Source organism: Methylobacterium sp. CM6257 (assembly GCF_054611515.1).
The window spans coordinates 6787991-6803749 of record NZ_CM137735.1; the positions used below are offsets into that span (position 1 = coordinate 6787991).

The 15759-nt window shown below is 69.6% G+C and carries 13 protein-coding genes; 9 read left to right on the forward strand and 4 right to left on the reverse strand.

The genetic code is table 11. From position 1 onward, the window contains the following. Nucleotide 1 precedes the first annotated feature (1 nt). From hflK to ACYCO6_RS33135, 3 genes are all read left to right on the forward strand, one after another. Nucleotides 2–1174 carry an FtsH protease activity modulator HflK gene (hflK, locus tag ACYCO6_RS33125; RefSeq protein WP_459767400.1) on the forward strand — a complete coding sequence of 391 codons (1173 nt, stop codon included), beginning with the start codon at nt 2–4 and terminating at the stop codon, nt 1172–1174. Continuing rightward, nucleotides 1171–2136, forward strand: coding sequence for a protease modulator HflC (gene hflC, locus ACYCO6_RS33130; RefSeq protein WP_459767402.1), 966 nt, complete (start codon nt 1171–1173; stop codon nt 2134–2136). Before hflK ends, hflC begins: the two co-directional genes overlap by 4 nt. Before the next feature lie 115 nt (nt 2137–2251). Next, nucleotides 2252–3781 (forward strand): DegQ family serine endoprotease, encoded by a 1530-nt coding sequence (locus tag ACYCO6_RS33135; protein ID WP_459767404.1) that lies wholly within the window; start codon nt 2252–2254, stop codon nt 3779–3781. Nucleotides 3782–3965: 184 nt separating this feature from the next. On the opposite strand, the gene serB is transcribed toward ACYCO6_RS33135, so the two are convergent. Beyond that, nucleotides 3966–4859, reverse strand: a complete 894-nt coding sequence (gene serB / locus ACYCO6_RS33140; protein ID WP_459767406.1) for a phosphoserine phosphatase SerB — start codon at nt 4857–4859, stop codon at nt 3966–3968. A gap of 14 nt (nt 4860–4873) precedes the next feature. Between serB and miaA the strand changes: the two genes are divergently transcribed. Beyond that, nucleotides 4874–5800 carry a tRNA (adenosine(37)-N6)-dimethylallyltransferase MiaA gene (gene miaA / locus ACYCO6_RS33145; RefSeq protein ID WP_459767408.1) on the forward strand — a complete coding sequence of 309 codons (927 nt, stop codon included), beginning with the start codon at nt 4874–4876 and terminating at the stop codon, nt 5798–5800. A 111-nt stretch (nt 5801–5911) separates the two neighbouring features. On the opposite strand, the gene ACYCO6_RS33150 is transcribed toward miaA, so the two are convergent. From ACYCO6_RS33150 to ACYCO6_RS33160, 3 genes are read right to left on the reverse strand one after another with little or no spacing between them, the layout of a single operon-like run. Continuing rightward, nucleotides 5912–6781, reverse strand: coding sequence for an NAD(P)-dependent oxidoreductase (locus ACYCO6_RS33150; protein WP_459767410.1), 870 nt, complete (start codon nt 6779–6781; stop codon nt 5912–5914). Nucleotides 6782–6833: 52 nt separating this feature from the next. Beyond that, nucleotides 6834–8324, reverse strand: coding sequence for a monocarboxylate uptake permease MctP (gene mctP / locus ACYCO6_RS33155; protein ID WP_459767412.1), 1491 nt, complete (start codon nt 8322–8324; stop codon nt 6834–6836). Next, the gene (locus tag ACYCO6_RS33160) at nt 8314–8511 is read right to left on the reverse strand and encodes a DUF3311 domain-containing protein (protein WP_160536759.1); all 198 of its coding nucleotides are present in this window, start codon (nt 8509–8511) and stop codon (nt 8314–8316) included. The genes mctP and ACYCO6_RS33160 overlap by 11 nt, the downstream gene beginning before the upstream one ends. A 212-nt stretch (nt 8512–8723) precedes the next feature. On the opposite strand from ACYCO6_RS33160, the gene ACYCO6_RS33165 reads away from it, so the two are divergent. From ACYCO6_RS33165 to ACYCO6_RS33185, 5 genes are all read left to right on the forward strand, one after another. Then, on the forward strand, nt 8724–10784 hold the full coding sequence (locus ACYCO6_RS33165) for a carbon starvation CstA family protein (protein ID WP_459767415.1): 2061 nt from the start codon (nt 8724–8726) through the stop codon (nt 10782–10784). Between the two features lie 8 nt (nt 10785–10792). Beyond that, nucleotides 10793–11014: a YbdD/YjiX family protein gene (locus ACYCO6_RS33170; RefSeq protein ID WP_459767417.1), complete on the forward strand. Its 222-nt coding sequence runs from the start codon at nt 10793–10795 to the stop codon at nt 11012–11014. A gap of 109 nt (nt 11015–11123) precedes the next feature. Beyond that, nucleotides 11124–11324: a DUF3606 domain-containing protein gene (locus tag ACYCO6_RS33175; RefSeq protein WP_459767419.1), complete on the forward strand. Its 201-nt coding sequence runs from the start codon at nt 11124–11126 to the stop codon at nt 11322–11324. 84 nt (nt 11325–11408) lie between these two features. Beyond that, complete coding sequence (locus ACYCO6_RS33180; protein WP_459767421.1) at nt 11409–11843, forward strand: tellurite resistance TerB family protein; 435 nt, start codon at nt 11409–11411, stop codon at nt 11841–11843. A 439-nt stretch (nt 11844–12282) separates the two neighbouring features. Further along, on the forward strand, nt 12283–15567 hold the full coding sequence (locus tag ACYCO6_RS33185; protein WP_459767423.1) for an efflux RND transporter permease subunit: 3285 nt from the start codon (nt 12283–12285) through the stop codon (nt 15565–15567). Nucleotides 15568–15759: the final 192 nt, after the last annotated feature.

Below are 15759 nucleotides of genomic sequence, written 5' to 3' on the forward strand. Positions count from 1 at the left end.
GATGCCTTGGAGCAATCAGAGCGGCGGCGGGGGGCCCTGGGGCCGGCCCGGCGGCAACGGTGGCGGCCCCTGGGGCAACGGCGGCAAGACCCCGCCGAACCTTGAGGACTTGCTCCGGCGCGGGCAGGACCGCCTGCGCGGCCTGATCCCGGGCGGCGGGGGCTCCGGCGGCTACGGCGGCGGCGGCTCGACGGGCGTCGGCGGCGGCCGCAGCGCCGCGGTGATCGCGGCGCTCGCCGTCGCGGTCTGGCTCGCCACCGGATTCTACACCGTCTACCCCCGTCAGGTCGGCATCGAGACGATCTTCGGCCGCTATGTCGGCACCAAGGGCGAGGGCCTGCGCTACAACTTCCCCTATCCGATCGGCGGCGTCGTCAAGCCGGATGTCGGCTCCCAGAACTCGATCCAGATCGGTTTCCGCGCCGGCCCCGGCGGCCAGGGCCGCAACCGCGACGTGCCGGACGAGAGCCTGATGCTCACCGGCGACGAGAATATCGTGGATCTCGACTTCGAGGTGCAGTGGCGGGTCAACCCGCTGAAGGCCTCCGACTTCGTGTTCAACCTCCAGAACCCGGAGGGCACCATCAAGGCGATCTCCGAGAGCGCGATGCGTGAGGTGATCGGCCGCCGCAACATCCAGGCGATCCTCACCAACGAGCAGTCGAGCATCGCCCAGGAGGTGAAGGAGATGGTCCAGAAGGCGCTCGACGAGTACGGCGCCGGCGTGCGCATCGAGGTGGTGCAGCTCGTCTCGGTCAACCCGCCGCCGGAGGTGCGCCCCGCCTTCATCGACGTGAACGCCGCCCAGCAGGACGCCGACACGGCGCAGAACGAGGCCAAGACCTACGCCAGTCGCGAGGTGCCGCAGGCGCGGGGCAAGGCGTCCCAGATCGTCCAGGCAGCCGAGGCCTACCGGACCAAGGCGACCGCCGACGCCACCGGCCAGGCGGCGCGCTTCAGCGAGGTCTACGCCTCCTACAAGGCCGCCCCCGCCGTCAGCCGCGAGCGGATCTTCCTGGAGACGATGGAGAAGGTTCTGGGCTCCGTGAACAAGGTGATCATCGATCAGAACGGGACGCAGCCCGGTTCGGCCGCGGCGGCCGGCGTGCTGCCGGTCCTGCCGCTCTCCGAGTTCGGCGCCCGCGCCCAGAACCAGACGGGAGCCGGCCGATGAAACAGGCGCTCCGCACCGGCCTGATCGTGATCGCGGCGATCGTCGCGATCGGGCTCTACGCCTCCATCTTCACCGTCGGCCAGATGCAGCAGGCGCTGGTGCTGCAGTTTGGCCGCGTGCGCGCCGTGCTCAACGCCACCGGCGAGGACAAGCCCGGCCTCTACTTCAAGATCCCGTTCGCCGAGAACGTCGTGATCTTCGACAAGCGCGTGCTCGACCTCGACCTGCCGGTGCAGACGGTGCTCACCGCCGACCGGCAGAACCTGGAGGTGGACGCGTTCGCCCGCTACCGGATCCTCGATCCGCTGCGCTTCTACCAGGCGGTGGGCAATATCGGGCTGGCCAACCAAAGGCTCGCGAGCTTCACCAATTCCAGCCTGCGCAACGTGCTTGCCCGCTCGACCCGCGACGCCATCGTGAAGACCGAGCGCGGCCAGCTGATGCACCAGATCCAGGAGGACGTGAACCGGCAGGCCAAGGCGCTTGGCATCGAGATCGTCGACCTGCGCATGACCCGCGTCGACCTTCCCGCGCAGAACTCGGCTGCGGTCTACCGGCGGATGAAGACCGAGCGCGAGCGCGAGGCAGCCGATATCCGCGCCAACGGCGACCAGATCGCTGCCACGATCCGCGCCAAGGCCGATCGCGAGGTGACGGTGATTCTCGCCGAGGCGACCCAGAAATCCGAGCAGCTGCGCGGCCAGGGCGACGCCGACAAGAACCGGATTCTCGCCGACGCGTTCGGCAAGGATGCGGACTTCTTCAGCTTCTACCGCTCCATGCAGGCCTACGAGGCTGGGCTGAAGGGCTCCGACACGCGGCTGGTGATCAGCCCCAGCTCGGACTTCTTCCGCTACTTCAGCGATCCGCAGGGCAAGGCGGCCGCCTCGGCGCCGCGTGCACCCCGCGGGCCCGCCGATCCGAGCGCCACCACCGGGTCCACGGCCGGGGCGGCGCCCTGACCGGGCGCGTGTTGGCGCCCCGGCGCCCGGGGACTACCTTGCGAGAAAACCTGCGGGCTGCCGATCCCCGGTCGGCGGCCTGCGGGGCCGGAAACGCGTTCTGAAGAGGTCGATCATGTACCCCGTCGCGAGCGCCCCAGCGGCGCCCATCGGCCGCGCCACGGCGCAGCCACGCTCCCGCGCCCGTGCGTTCATGGCGGCGATCCTCGTCGGCGCCTCCGTGGCGACCGCGACCCTGCCGGTTCCGGCCTTCGCCAAGGGGCCGGCCTCTCTCGCCGACCTCGCCGAGCAGGTCACTGACGCGGTGGTGAACATCTCCGCCTCGACGACGGTCGAGGCCCGCGGCAGCCGCACCATGCCGCAGGTGCCGCCGGGCACGCCGTTCGAAGACCTGTTCGAGGAGTTCTTCAACCGTCGCGGCGGCAAGGGTGGCGACAACGACATGCCGCGCCAGCAGCGCAAGTCGAACTCCCTGGGCTCCGGCTTCATCATCGACGCCTCGGGCATCGTGGTGACCAACAACCACGTCATCGGCGACGCCAACGACATCCAGGTCATCCTGCACGACGGCACCAAGTTGAAGGCCGAGATCGTCGGCAAGGATTCGAAGATCGACCTCGCCGTGCTGCGGGTGAAGCCGACGGCCGATCACCCGCTCAAGGCGGTGCCGTTCGGCGATTCCGACAAGATGCGGCCCGGCGACTGGGTCATCGCCATCGGCAACCCGTTCGGGCTCGGCGGCTCGGTCTCGGCCGGCATCGTCTCGGCCCGGGGCCGGAACATCGAGTCGGGACCCTACGACAACTACATCCAGACCGACGCGGCCATCAACAAGGGCAACTCGGGCGGTCCGCTGTTCAACATGGACGGCGAGGTGATCGGCATCAACACCGCGATCCTGTCGCCCACCGGCGGCTCCGTGGGCATCGGCTTCGCGGTTCCTTCGGGCACGGCGAAGCCCGTGATCGACCAGCTCCGCGATTACGGCGAGGTCCGGCGCGGCTGGCTCGGCGTCCGCATCCAGAACGTCGACGACGCCACCGCCGAGGCGCTCAACCTGAAGGGCGGGGCGCGGGGCGCCCTGGTGGCCGGCGTCGACGAGAAGGGGCCGGCCAGGACTGCGGGAATCGAGGTCGGCGACGTCATCGTCAAGTTCAACGGCGCCCCCGTGAAGGCCTCCGGCGACCTGCCGCGGATCGTGGCCTCGACGCCCGTGGGCCAGAAGGTCGACGTGGTGGTCGTCCGCAAGGGCGAGGAGGTGACGAAGCCCGTCACCCTCGGCCGCCTGGAGGACAGCGACAAGCCGCAGTTCGCCAATCTGCGCCAGCCCGAGCCCGAGAGCGCGACCCGCCAGGCGCTCGGTCTCAACCTCTCCGGCATGACCGACGAGCTGCGCCGGAAATACTCCATCAAGGACACGGTGAAGGGCGTGGTCGTCACCCGGGTCGATCCGAACTCGACCGCCGCCGACAAGCGGATCCAGCCGGGCGAGGTGATCGTCGAGGTCGGCCAGGAGGCGGTGAGCACCCCGGCCGACGTCACCAAGCGCGTCGACGCCCTGAAGAAGGAGGGGCGCAAGTCGGTGCTGCTGCTGGTCGCGGGCGCCACGGGCGACGTGCGCTTCGTGGCGATCGGGCTGGACTGAGACGCGTCACCCGCGAGATCGACGGCCGTCGCTCCACGCGGAGCGGCGGTCTTCGCGCAGTCAGAGCGAGCGCCGCGGGCCGACACATTGGTGCCGCGAGGCGGTGCGGCTCTCGGCTTCCAGACGCTGGCCGTTCTCGGAGCGGTCATCGTCCTGACCCGCATCCTGCACTGAAGGCCGTCGTTCACCCCACGAACTCCGCCGCTGCGTAGCCCTGCAGGTACAGGAGCGCGGTGAGGTCCCCGTGCTCGATCCGGACATGGGCGGCAGCGGCCACCGCGGGCTTCGCCCGGAACGCCACGCCGAGACCGGCCTCGGTCAGCATGTCGAGGTCGTTCGCGCCGTCGCCGACCGCCAGCGTGTCCACGTGGCCGAGGCCAAGCGTTTCCCGCAGCTCGATCAGCGTCGCGCGCTTTTCGGCCTTGCCGACGATCGGATCCGCCACGGTGCCGGTGAGGCGCTCTCCCACGATGTCCAGCACGTTGGATCGATGCTCATGGAAGCCGATCTTTCCGGCGATCGGGCCAGTGAACAGGGTGAATCCCCCCGAGACCAGGCAGGTATGGGCGCCGTGCGCCCGCATCGTCCGCACCAGCGTGGGACCACCCGGCGTGAGGCTGAGGCGCTCGGCGATCAGACCATCGACCGCCCCGACTGGGATGTCCTTCAGGAGCGCCACGCGCTCGCGCAGAGCCGGCTCGAAGGCGATCTCGCCGCGCATCGCCCGCTCGGTGATCGCCGCGACGTGATCCTTGAGGCCGAGCGTCCCGGCGAGCTCGTCGATGCATTCCTGCTCGATCATGGTCGAGTCCATGTCGGCCAGGAACAGGCGCTTGCGCCGGTGCGCGCCGGCGGGCAGCACGGCGAGGTCGATCGGCTCGCCTGCGAGCGCTGCGCGCAGCTTCTCCGTGAGAGAGGCCGCGGCCGCGGGCTCGCCCGATACCAGAAGCTCCGCCGCGACCTCCCCGTGCAGGATCCGCGGCTGGTGCGCCGTCCGCAGCACGGCGCGCGTCTCGGCCAGCACCGCGTCGGTGATGGACGGCCGATCCGGGTTTGCTATCAGGACCGCGACCAGCATCGTGGAGTTACGCCTTGCCGCCAGACCGGGAGGAAGCCGGGGGGCGCCCGGCGGCGATCCTCATCGCAGGGCCCACCGCCTCGGGCAAGTCGGCGCTCGCCACCCGGCTGGCGCTGCGCCACGACGGCGTGGTGATCAACACCGATTCCATGCAGATCTACGCGGATCTGCGGCGCCTCACCGCCCGGCCCGACCCGGAGGAGGAGGCGCGGGTGCCCCACCGGCTCTACGGCCATGTCGACGGCGCCGTGAACTACTCCGTCGGGCAGTTCGCGCGCGATGCCGCGACGCTGCTGGGGACGCTCGACGGGCGGCTGCCGGTCTTCGTCGGCGGCACCGGCCTGTATTTCCGGGCGCTGGAGCAGGGCTTTTCGGAGCTGCCACCGGTGCCGGAGGCGGTGCGCGCGCAGGTCCGTGCCGAGGCCGAGGGGCGCCCGACCGAGGCGCTGCACGCCGACCTCGCCCGCTGCGACCCGGAGGGGGCGACCCGCCTGCGCCCGAGCGACCGGATGCGGGTGATGCGCGCCCTGGAGATTTTTCGCGCGACGGGGCGGCCGATCGCCAGCTTCTACGGCGATCCCGTTCCCGGCCCGCTGGCGGGCTGGGCCCTCAAGAAAATCTTCCTCGCGCCCGACCGCGCGGTGCTGCGCGCCCGCATCGACGCCCGCTTCCGGGCCATGATCGCGGAGGGCGCGCTGGATGAGGTCGCCCGCCTGCGCGCGCGAAGACTCGACCCGATGCTGCCGGTGATGCGCGCCCACGGCGTGCCGGGCCTGATCGCCTATCTCGACGGTGCGATCGACCTGGAGGCGGCCATCGCCCGGGGACAGGCGGATACCCGGGCCTATGCCAAGCGCCAGTTCACGTGGTTCCGCCACCAGATGGGGATGGAGTGGCGCTGGCTCGATCCAGAGGCCGCGGAGGGCGCCGCCCTGCCTTGATGGGATTGCCCGATCCGTCGGGCGGATCAGGCTCACTTGTTGCCGCGACTGGCGCGGGTTCCCTCTCCCGCACGGGAGAGGGGCAGGTCGTGTCTCGGAAGCCCTTGCCTCTCAGCGTTCCAGCCGCGCCACGAGGCTGGACGTGTCCCAGCGGCCGCCGCCCATGGCCTGCACCTCGGCGTAGAACTGGTCCACGAGCGCCGAGACCGGGAGCTTGGCGCCGTTGCGGCGGGCCTCGTCCAGCAGGATGCCCAGATCCTTGCGCATCCAGTCGACCGCGAAGCCGAAGTCGAACTTGCCCTGGTTCATGGTCTTGCCGCGGTTCTCCATCTGCCAGGAGCCGGCGGCGCCCTTGGAGATCACGTCGAGCACCGCCTCCACGTCGAGCCCGGCGCGCTTGGCAAAGTGGACGCCTTCCGACAGGCCCTGGACCAGGCCGGCTATGCAGATCTGGTTGACCATCTTGGTGAGCTGGCCGGAGCCTGCCGGGCCCATGAGGCGGCAGGCGCGGGCGAAGGACCCGATCGCACCCTCGACCTTGGCGTAGGTCGCCGGATCGCCGCCGCACATCACGGTGAGCACGCCGTTCTCGGCGCCGGCCTGGCCGCCGGAGACCGGGGCGTCGATGAAGCCGAGCCCCTTGGCCTCGGCCGCTGCGGCCAGCTCCCGGGCGACCTCGGCCGACGCCGTGGTGTGGTCCACGAACACCGCGCCGGGCTTCATGCCGGCCAGCGCCCCGTCGTCGCCCAGCACGACGCTGCGCAGGTCGTCGTCGTTGCCCACGCAGGCGAACACGATCTCGGCGCCCTCGGCGGCCTGCCGGGGCGTGGGCGCATGGGCGCCGCCATAGGTCTTCACCCAGGCCTCGGCCTTGGGGGTGGTGCGGTTGTAGACGGTGACGTCGTGGCCACCCTTCTTGGCGAGGTGGCCGGCCATCGGGCCGCCCATCACGCCGAGACCCAGGAATGCGACCTTCGCCATTGTGCTCTCCTCACGCGCGCCGGATCGCTCCGGCGCAATCCCAAACCGTGGCTCAGCGGCCGGCCGCGGTCGCCGGGGCCGGGCGGCCGAGGGCCAGCGCCGCGTTCACGACCACGGCCACGACGATGTTCACCGCGAGGGCCAGGAGGCCCGTATAGAGCGTGAGCTTCGTGTCGCCGAAGGCGAGGGTGTGCAGGGGCTTCAGGCCGTCCGACCACGCAATGATGCTGCCGGCGATGAAGCCTACCCCCCAGCCGGCCAGCAGCGCCGGCGCGCGGAACCACGAGACGTAGAGCCCGAAGATCAGGGCCGGCAGAGTCTGCAGGATCCACAGGCCGCCGAGCAGCTGCAGGTCGAGGGCGAACTGCGTCGGCAGGACCAGGATGGCCACCAGCGCGCCGATCTTGACCAGCATCGAGGTGATCTTGGCGACCTGCGCCTCGCCGGACGGGGTCACGTTCGGGTTGACGTAGGCCTTCCAGACGTTGCGCGAGAACAGGTTGGCCGCGCCGATCGACATCACCGCGGCCGGCACCAGGGCGCCGATGGCGATCGCCGCGAAGGCGAAGCCCGCGAACCAGCTCGGGAACAGGGTCTTGAACAGGGCCGGGACGACATCGTTGTTGCTCGTCACCTTGAGGCCCGCGGCGTGGCCCATGTAGCCGAGCAGTGCCAGGAGCCCGAGCAGCAGCGTGTAGGCCGGCAGCAGCACCGCGTTCTTGCGGATCGTGTTGCCGCCCGACGAGGCGAAGATCCCGGTCAGGGTGTGCGGGTACATGAAGGCCGCGAGCGCCGAGCCCAGCGCGAGCGACGCGTAGGGCAGGATCTGGGCCGGGCTGAGCAGGATGCCGCCTGAGCCCTTCGCCTTGAAGGCGGCGTCGGCCGCGTCGAACACCGCGCCGTAGCCGCCGAGCTTCGACGGCACGATCGCCACCGCCACCAGCACCACGACGTAGATCATGATGTCCTTGACGAAGGCGATGAGCGCCGGTGCCCGCAGGCCCGACGAGTAGGTGTAAAAGGCCAGCACCAGGAAGGCGATGATCAGCGGGATCTCGCCGTGCAGCCCCAACGCCTTGATCGCCACCTCCATGCCGATGAGCTGGAGCGCGATGTAGGGCATGGTGGCGATCACGCCGGTCAGCGCAACGGCGAGCTCCAGGCTCCGCGAGCCGTAGGTGCCGTACACGACGTCGCCGGCCGTGACGTAGCCCTTGTCCTTGGCGGCCTGCCACAGGACCGGCATCACCGCGAAGACGAACGGGTAGACGATGATCGTGTAGGGCAGGGCAAAGAACCCGTAGGCGCCCACCGCGTAGACCAGCGCCGGCACGGCGATGACCGTATAGGCGGTGTAGAAGTCGCCGCCGATCAGGAACCACGTGATCCAAGTGCCGAACTTGCGGCCGCCCAGGCCCCACTCGTCGAGATGGGCGAGCGTCTCGGGCCGGCGCCAGCGGGCGGCGACAAAGCCCATCACGGTCACGAGCAGGAAGAAGAAGACGAAGACCGACAGGGCCGGGATATCGAGATCAGCGGTCATCGCGCACGGCCCGGTAGACGACGTAGAGGATCAGCGAGGTCAGCGGCACCCAGGCCAGCTGGTACCAGTAGAAGAACGGGAACCCGAACAGCATCGGATCGTGCTGGTTGTAGAATGGAACCCACAGGAGCCCCAGGAAGGGCAGCAGCAGGAGCCACATCAGCGGCGAGCGGCGTCGGGTTTCCATGGTCCGGCCCGGCAAAGAGAACAGGTCCGTGACGAATGTCCGCTGTTACACGCTGCGGTCATCGTGCGGTCCGGAGCGCTGCATCACAGCTCAGATCGCTTGCGTCAACGGGAGGCCGATAGGATAAACTGGACCTGTCGCATGGGATCCACGAATTCCGGCCGGCGGCTGAAGAGCCGCCCGAGCCAGAGGCGGCGTTCTGGGAGGAGAACATGGGTACGGCGATCGGCAGGCATGGGCCCTGGGCCCTCGTGGGGGCGCTCGGCGCCGCGGCGCTGGCGATCGTGGCGAGCCAGCGGGGCGAGACCATCAACGCCCTCTGGATCGTGGTCGCCTCCGTCTGCGTCTACCTCATCGCCTATCGCTACTATGCAAAGTTCATCGCCGACAAAGTGATGCGGCTCGACCCGCGGCGTGTGACGCCGGCGGTGCGTCACAATGACGGGCTCGACTACGTGCCGACCAATCGCGGCGTCCTGTTCGGCCACCATTTCGCGGCGATCGCGGGCGCGGGCCCGCTGGTCGGCCCGGTGCTTGCCGCCCAGATGGGCTACCTGCCCGGCATGCTCTGGATCCTGGCCGGCGTGGTGCTGGCCGGCGCGGTCCAGGACTTCATGGTCCTGTTCGTGTCGATGCGCCGGGACGGCCGGTCGCTCGGCGAGCTGATCCGGGCCGAGCTCGGCACCGTGCCGGGCATCATCGCCCTGTTCGGCACCTTCCTGATCATGGTGATCCTGCTCGCCGTGCTGGCGCTCATCGTCGTCAAGGCGCTCGCCGAGAGCCCCTGGGGCACCTTCACGGTGATGTCGACGATCCCGATCGCCATGCTGATGGGCGTCTATTCCCGCTACATCCGGCCGGGCAAGATCGGTGAGGTCTCGATCCTCGGCTTCGTCCTGCTGATGCTGGCCATCGTCGCCGGCGGCTCGGTGGCGGCGAGCCCGGTCTGGGGACCGGCCTTCACCTTCACGGGCCCGCAGCTCTGCTGGATGCTGATCGGCTACGGCTTCGTCGCCTCGATCCTGCCGGTCTGGCTGCTGCTCGCCCCGCGCGACTACCTGTCGACCTTCCTCAAGATCGGCACCATCGTCGGGCTGGCGCTCGGCATCGCCTTCGTGGCGCCGCACATGCAGATGCCGGCGATCACCAAGTTCGTCGACGGCACCGGCCCGGTCTGGGCGGGCAGCCTGTTCCCGTTCCTGTTCATCACCATCGCGTGCGGCTCGGTCTCGGGCTTCCATGCCCTGATCTCGTCGGGCACCACCCCGAAGCTCATCGCCAGCGAGGCGGATGCCCGCTTCATCGGCTACGGCGGCATGCTGATGGAATCCTTCGTGGCGATCATGGCGCTGGTCTCGGCCTGCGTGATCGACCCGGGCGTCTACTTCACCATGAACTCGCCCGCCGCCCTGGTCGGCACGACGCCGGAGACCGCGGCCGCCGCGGTGACCAAGCTCGGCTTCACCACGACGCCCGAAATCATCACCCAGACCGCCGCCGACGTCGGCGAGCACACGATCATCTCCCGCGCGGGCGGCGCCCCGACGCTGGCGGTCGGCATGGCCCACATCATCTCCTCGGCCGTGGGCGGCAAGGCGATGATGGCCTTCTGGTACCACTTCGCGATCCTGTTCGAGGCCCTGTTCATCCTCACGGCGGTGGACGCGGGCACCCGCGCCTGCCGGTTCATGGTGCAGGATCTCGTCGGGCTGGCGGTGCCGGCGTTCAAGCACACGACGGCCTGGGGGCCGAGCATCGCGGCGACCGCCATCTCGGTGGGCGCCTGGGGCTACTTCCTCTACCAGGGCGTGACCGACCCGCTCGGCGGCATCAACACCCTGTGGCCGCTCTTCGGCATCTCGAACCAGATGCTGGCCGCGGTGGCCCTGACGCTCTGCACGGTGGTGATCTTCAAGATGAAGCGCGAGCGCTACGCGTTCGTGACCATCATCCCCACCGCGTGGCTGTGCATCTGCACCCTCACGGCCGGCTGGCAGAAGATCTTCTCCGCCGATCCGAAGATCGGGTTTCTGGCCCATGCCCAGCGCTACGCGGCCGCCGCTGCGGAGGGGAAGGTGCTGGCGCCGGCCAAGAACGCCGACCAGATGGGGCAGATCATCCTCAACGACCGGATCGATGCGGCGCTGGCGGCTTTGTTCATCGGCCTCGTCGTCGCCATCGCGGGCTTCGGCATCGCCGCCTGCCTGAAGGCGTGGCGCGCGGATCGCTGGACCGCCCTGGAGACGGAGCCGCGCATGGTCGCGGCGGAGTAGGAGGTCCCATGCTGCAGTCGTCGAACCTGCGGGACCGGATCCGGACCCTGTCCAAATGCGTCTGCGACGGCGCCCGGCTTATGGTGGGGCAGGGGGATTACGCGGCCTATGCCGAGCATGTCCGCCGCACCCATCCCGACCGGGCGCCGATGACCGAGGTCGAGTTCTTCCGCAACCGGGAGAACGCCCGCTTCGGGGTCGGCAACACCTCGGGGTTCCGCTGCTGCTGAAGGGCGCCGCGAAGGCGGCTACGCGGAGACTGAACGCGGACCCGATCCGGCCCGGCCGGCGTTCTCCACGCCGGAGGGCCGGCCGGCCCTGGTGAGACGCGGAGGGCCTATGACAGACGAGAGCCTGCAGGATCCGATCGAACCCAGGGCCGTGAACGTCGCCCATGCCTGGGAGCGGGCCTACTGGGCGCGCCGGTTCATGGTCCCGGTGGAGCAGGTCGAGGCCGCCGTGAAGGCGGTCGGCGACGATCCGGCCCGCGTGGCGGCCCATCTCGGGCGGGACTGGCCGGGCCACGAGCCTGCCACTTGAGACCGGCATCCCCGAGCCAAGCTCGGCCGCATCTTGACTCGGCGGCCACAATGTCTGCCATTTCCGACCCGACGGGAGGTCGGCATGAGCATTTTCCAGGACGCCATCCTTCGGTTCGGCCGCACGATCATGTCGTATGCGGGCGACGCGGTCTTCCTGCAGGCGGCAGTCTCGTCGGCGGCCAACGTCATCGTGGCCGACGGTGACGTGGCCGAGGAGGAGATCGAATCGGCGATCACCGGCATCCGCGCCAACCCGATCCTCGAGAAATCTTACGACACCCTCCGGGTCGAACAGGAGCTCTACGAGGCCATCGCCCGGGCCAAGACCCGGGCCGGGCGCCTGGAGAACCTGCGCCTCGTCGGCGCCATCGCGGAGCGGCCGATCGAGCAGCGCCAGGACGTCTTCCTGATCGGCGCCGACGTGGCCGATTTCGACGGCATCAGCGCGGTCGAACACAAGGCGCTCGACGAGATCGCGGCGGCGCTGCAGGTCGACAAGTGCGCGCTGCTGCGGTGACAGGCCGGGGCCGCGCCGCTCCGGCGGGCGCGGCAACACCGCGCCGGCTTTTCCGACCCGCGCCCTCATCCTGAGGTGCGGGCGCGCAGCGGCCGCCTCGAAGGAGCCGTCCAGCCAGCTGCGCGCTCCCTGGAACCCTCCTTCGCGACCCGCTGGCGCGGGCACCTCAGGATGAGGACGCGGGTGGGAACACCCCGAGTGCCTGATGAAGCGCACACGCCCGGCCGCGCCGACCGCCCGATGGACGCCTGTCCCGTTCCCGACCTCATCCTGAGGTCCCGGTGGGGTTGATGGACCCGTGCGCGACAAAGCCCCCGCCCTGCGGCGTCGCGGCCCGCCCCTTGCCTGACCGGACGTGATAGCGAAACAGTCCGGGTTTAGCCGGTGAACCGGTACACAACGCGGAGTTGCCGGCCCGTGGCCGGCCGGCGGAGACCGCATGGGCCTCGTCCTCTACGCGCTCAAGTTCCGGATCACGACCTACGTGCTCGCGGTGCTGATGATGCTCGGCGGCGTCGGCGCCATCCTCGTCACGCCCAAGGACGTGCTGCCGGTCGTCGACATCCCGGTCGTCGTCGTGGTCTGGACCTATACCGGCCTCTCGGCGCCGGAGATGGAACAGCGCATCACGACCTACGCCGAGTACGGCATCTCCAACAACGTCAACAACATCCGCCGCATGGAGTCGACGACGCTCCAGGGCACGGCGGTGCAGCGGATCTACTTCGAGCCCACCGTCAGCCTCGATCTCGCCATCGCCCAGGTGGTCTCCTCGACCAACTCGATCCGCGCCGTGATGCCTCCCGGCACGCAGCCGCCGGTGATCGTGCGCTACTCCGCCTCCTCGGTGCCGGTGATCCAGCTCGCCCTGACCTCGGCCAAGCAGAGCCTCAACGAGGTCTACGACTACGCCCAGTACCGGATCCGCCAGACGCTCGCGCAGGTGCCCGGCTCGACCCTGCCGTCGCCCTTCGGTGGCGCGCCCCGGCAGATCATGGTCGACCTCGACCTCAACGCCCTCCAGGCGCTCGGCCTGACGCCGCTCGACGTCACCAACGCCATGACGGCCCAGAACCTGACCGTGCCGTCCGGGCTCGCCAAGATCGGCGAGCAGCAATACCCGGTCCAGCTCAACGCCACCCCGCCGTCGATCGAGACCCTGAACCTCGCGCCGATCAAGGTGGTGGCCGGCCAGCCCGTGCTGGTGCGCGACGTCGCCTATGTCCGCGACGGCGGCCCGCCGCAGGTCAACGTGGTCAGCGCCGACGGCCAGCAGGCCGTGCTGATGCAGATCATCAAGAACGGCAACGCCTCGACCCTCAACGTGGTCAACAACGTCAAGGCGGCGATGCCGACGATCCGCGCCGCCGCGCCCGAGGGGCTGTCGATCAAGCCGCTGTTCGACCAGTCGGTCTTCGTCTCGAACGCCATCGAGGGCGTGCTGCACGAGGCGCTGACCGCGGCGGCCCTGACGGGCCTCGCCATCCTGCTGTTCCTCGGCTCCTGGCGCTCGACGATCATCGTGCTGATCTCGATCCCGCTCTGCGTCATGACCTCGCTCGCCGTGCTGGCGGCGCTCGGCGAGACCATCAACGTGATGACGCTGGGCGGCCTCGCGCTCGCGGTCGGCATCCTGGTGGACGACGCCACGGTGGCGATCGAGAACACCTACCGGCTGTTCGAGGAGGGCGAGGAATTCCGCGAGAGCGTGGTCCACGGCGCCGCCGGCATCGCCAAGCCGGCGCTGATCTCGACGCTGGCGATCTGCGCGGCGTTCACCGCGGTGTTCGCGCTCACCGACACGCCGAAATACCTGTTCACCCCGCAGGCGCTCGCGGTGGTGTTCGCGATGCTGACCTCCTACCTGCTGTCGCGGACCCTGGTGCCGCTCATGATCGACGTGATCGTGGCGCCGGAATACCGGCAGAAGCACGCCAAGGACCGGGACGCGCACCGGGCGCAGCACGAGGCCCCCCGGCGGGGCCGGATCGCCAGGGCCGTTGGCCTCGTCGGCGCCCCCGCGCTGCGGCTTGCCGGCCGGATCCACGGCGCCTTCGAGCGCGGCTTCGCGCGGTTCCACCGCGGCTATGTCGGCCTGCTCCACGCGGTGCTGCGCCACCGCATCGTCACCCTGGGCGCCGTCGGCGGCGTGCTCGGCATGACCGGCGTGCTGTTCGTCTTCGTCGGCCAGGACTACTTCCCGCAGATCGAGGCGAGCCAGATGACCATGCATCTGCGCACGCGCACCGGCATGCGCATCGAGACCGCCCGGCAGGTCTTCGCCGAGGTCGAGGACACCGTCCGCGAGGTGATCCCGGCATGTGAGGTCGACCAGATCCTCCAGAACATCGGCCTGCCGTCCAGCAACTACAACTTCGCGTTCTCGGACGGCTCGTTCGTCTCCTACAATGACGGGCAGATGCTCATCAGCCTGAAGGAGGGGCACGGCTCGGTGGCGGGCTACACGAAGCGCCTGCGCGCCGTGCTGATGAAGCGCTTCCCCGACGTGACCGTGTATTTCCAGCCCGCCGACATGATCACCCAGATCCTGAACTTCGGCGTCATCACGCCGATCGACGTGCAGGTCTCCGGCCGGCACAAGGAGAAAGACCTCGAGGTCGCCCAGCGCATCGTCCAGCGGCTGAAGCACACGAAGGGCCTCGTCGACGTGCACCTGCAGCAGATCGTCAACGCGCCGCAATTCTACGTCGACGTCGACCGGCGCCTCGCCTCCGAACTCGGGCTCACCGAGCAGCAGGTGGCGCAGAACATGAACATCTCGCTGTCCGGCAGCTACCAGGTCACGCCGAACTTCTGGCCCGATCCGAAGACCGGCATTCCCTACCAGCTCTGGGTGCAGACGCCCGAATACCGCAACAGCTCGCTCACCGACCTGCGCAACACGCCGATGTTCGTGCGCGCCGCCGCGACCTCCGGCTCCGGCCCCGGCGTGCTGACCCTGCTCTCCAGCCTCGCGGACCTGCGGCGCGTGCCGACGCAGACCATGATCAGCCACGTCAACATCCAGCCGACCTTCGACATCTACGCCTCGGTGCAGGACCGGGACCTGGGCTCGGTCGCCCGCGAGATCGACGCGATCGTCCAGGACGAGCAGAAGAACCTGGAGGCGCCCGACAAGATCACGGTCCGCGGGCAGATCGAGAACATGCGCTCGGCCTTCTTCCGCCTGGAGATCGGCCTCGGCATCGCGCTGATCGCCGTCTACCTGCTGATGGCGGTGAACTATCAGAGCTGGGGCGACCCGTTCGTGGTGATCGCCGCCCTGCCGATGGCGTTCTGCGGCATCACCTTCGCGCTGTTCGTCACCGGCACGACCTTCTCGATCCCGTCGATCTTCGGGGCGATCATGTCGGTGGGCATCGCCTCGGCGAATTCGATCCTGCTCGTCACCTTCGCCAAGGAGCACCGGGAGGCGACGGGCTGCGGCGCTCTGGAGGCCGCGATCACGGCGGGCGAGACGCGGCTGCGGCCGGTGCTGATGACCGCCTCGGCGATGTTCTTAGGGTTGGTCCCGATGGCGCTCGGCACCGGCGAGGGCGGCGAGCAGAACGCCGCGCTCGCCCGCGCCGTGATGGGCGGCATCGCCTTCGCGACGCCCGCGACCCTGCTGCTGGTGCCGTTCCTTTACGTGCTGATGCGCGGCGGCCCGGCGCAGCCGGTGCAGGATTACCTGGAGCCGGAGGGCCGGCCGGCGACGGCCTGAAACGGGATCCGGTCGCAACGCGTGGATTGCGGCCCGGCGCGGCCGCTTCTCCGGGACGGATCGGCCTGCGGCCTGTCCGGTCCACGCCCTCATCCTGAGGTGGCGAAGCGGAGCGAAGCCCTCGAAGGAGCCCTCCAGGGATCGCGCGCCTTCCGGAGGGCTCCTTCGAGGCCGGGCGATCTCCGATCGCCC

Excerpts from the sequence above, each read along its gene's own strand:
- mctP (WP_459767412.1), bottom strand. The coding sequence starts at position 8,324 with ATGACCGCTGATCTCGATATCCCGGCCCTGTCGGTCTTCGTCTTCTTC.
- hflC (WP_459767402.1), top strand. The coding sequence starts at position 1,171 with ATGAAACAGGCGCTCCGCACCGGCCTGATCGTGATCGCGGCGATCGTC.
- serB (WP_459767406.1), bottom strand. The coding sequence starts at position 4,859 with ATGCTGGTCGCGGTCCTGATAGCAAACCCGGATCGGCCGTCCATCACC.
- hflK (WP_459767400.1), top strand. The coding sequence starts at position 2 with ATGCCTTGGAGCAATCAGAGCGGCGGCGGGGGGCCCTGGGGCCGGCCC.
- ACYCO6_RS33150 (WP_459767410.1), bottom strand. The coding sequence starts at position 6,781 with ATGGCGAAGGTCGCATTCCTGGGTCTCGGCGTGATGGGCGGCCCGATG.
- ACYCO6_RS33135 (WP_459767404.1), top strand. The coding sequence starts at position 2,252 with ATGTACCCCGTCGCGAGCGCCCCAGCGGCGCCCATCGGCCGCGCCACG.
- ACYCO6_RS33180 (WP_459767421.1), top strand. The coding sequence starts at position 11,409 with ATGAGCATTTTCCAGGACGCCATCCTTCGGTTCGGCCGCACGATCATG.
- ACYCO6_RS33165 (WP_459767415.1), top strand. The coding sequence starts at position 8,724 with ATGGGTACGGCGATCGGCAGGCATGGGCCCTGGGCCCTCGTGGGGGCG.
- ACYCO6_RS33160 (WP_160536759.1), bottom strand. The coding sequence starts at position 8,511 with ATGGAAACCCGACGCCGCTCGCCGCTGATGTGGCTCCTGCTGCTGCCC.
- ACYCO6_RS33170 (WP_459767417.1), top strand. The coding sequence starts at position 10,793 with ATGCTGCAGTCGTCGAACCTGCGGGACCGGATCCGGACCCTGTCCAAA.
- ACYCO6_RS33185 (WP_459767423.1), top strand. The coding sequence starts at position 12,283 with ATGGGCCTCGTCCTCTACGCGCTCAAGTTCCGGATCACGACCTACGTG.
- ACYCO6_RS33175 (WP_459767419.1), top strand. The coding sequence starts at position 11,124 with ATGACAGACGAGAGCCTGCAGGATCCGATCGAACCCAGGGCCGTGAAC.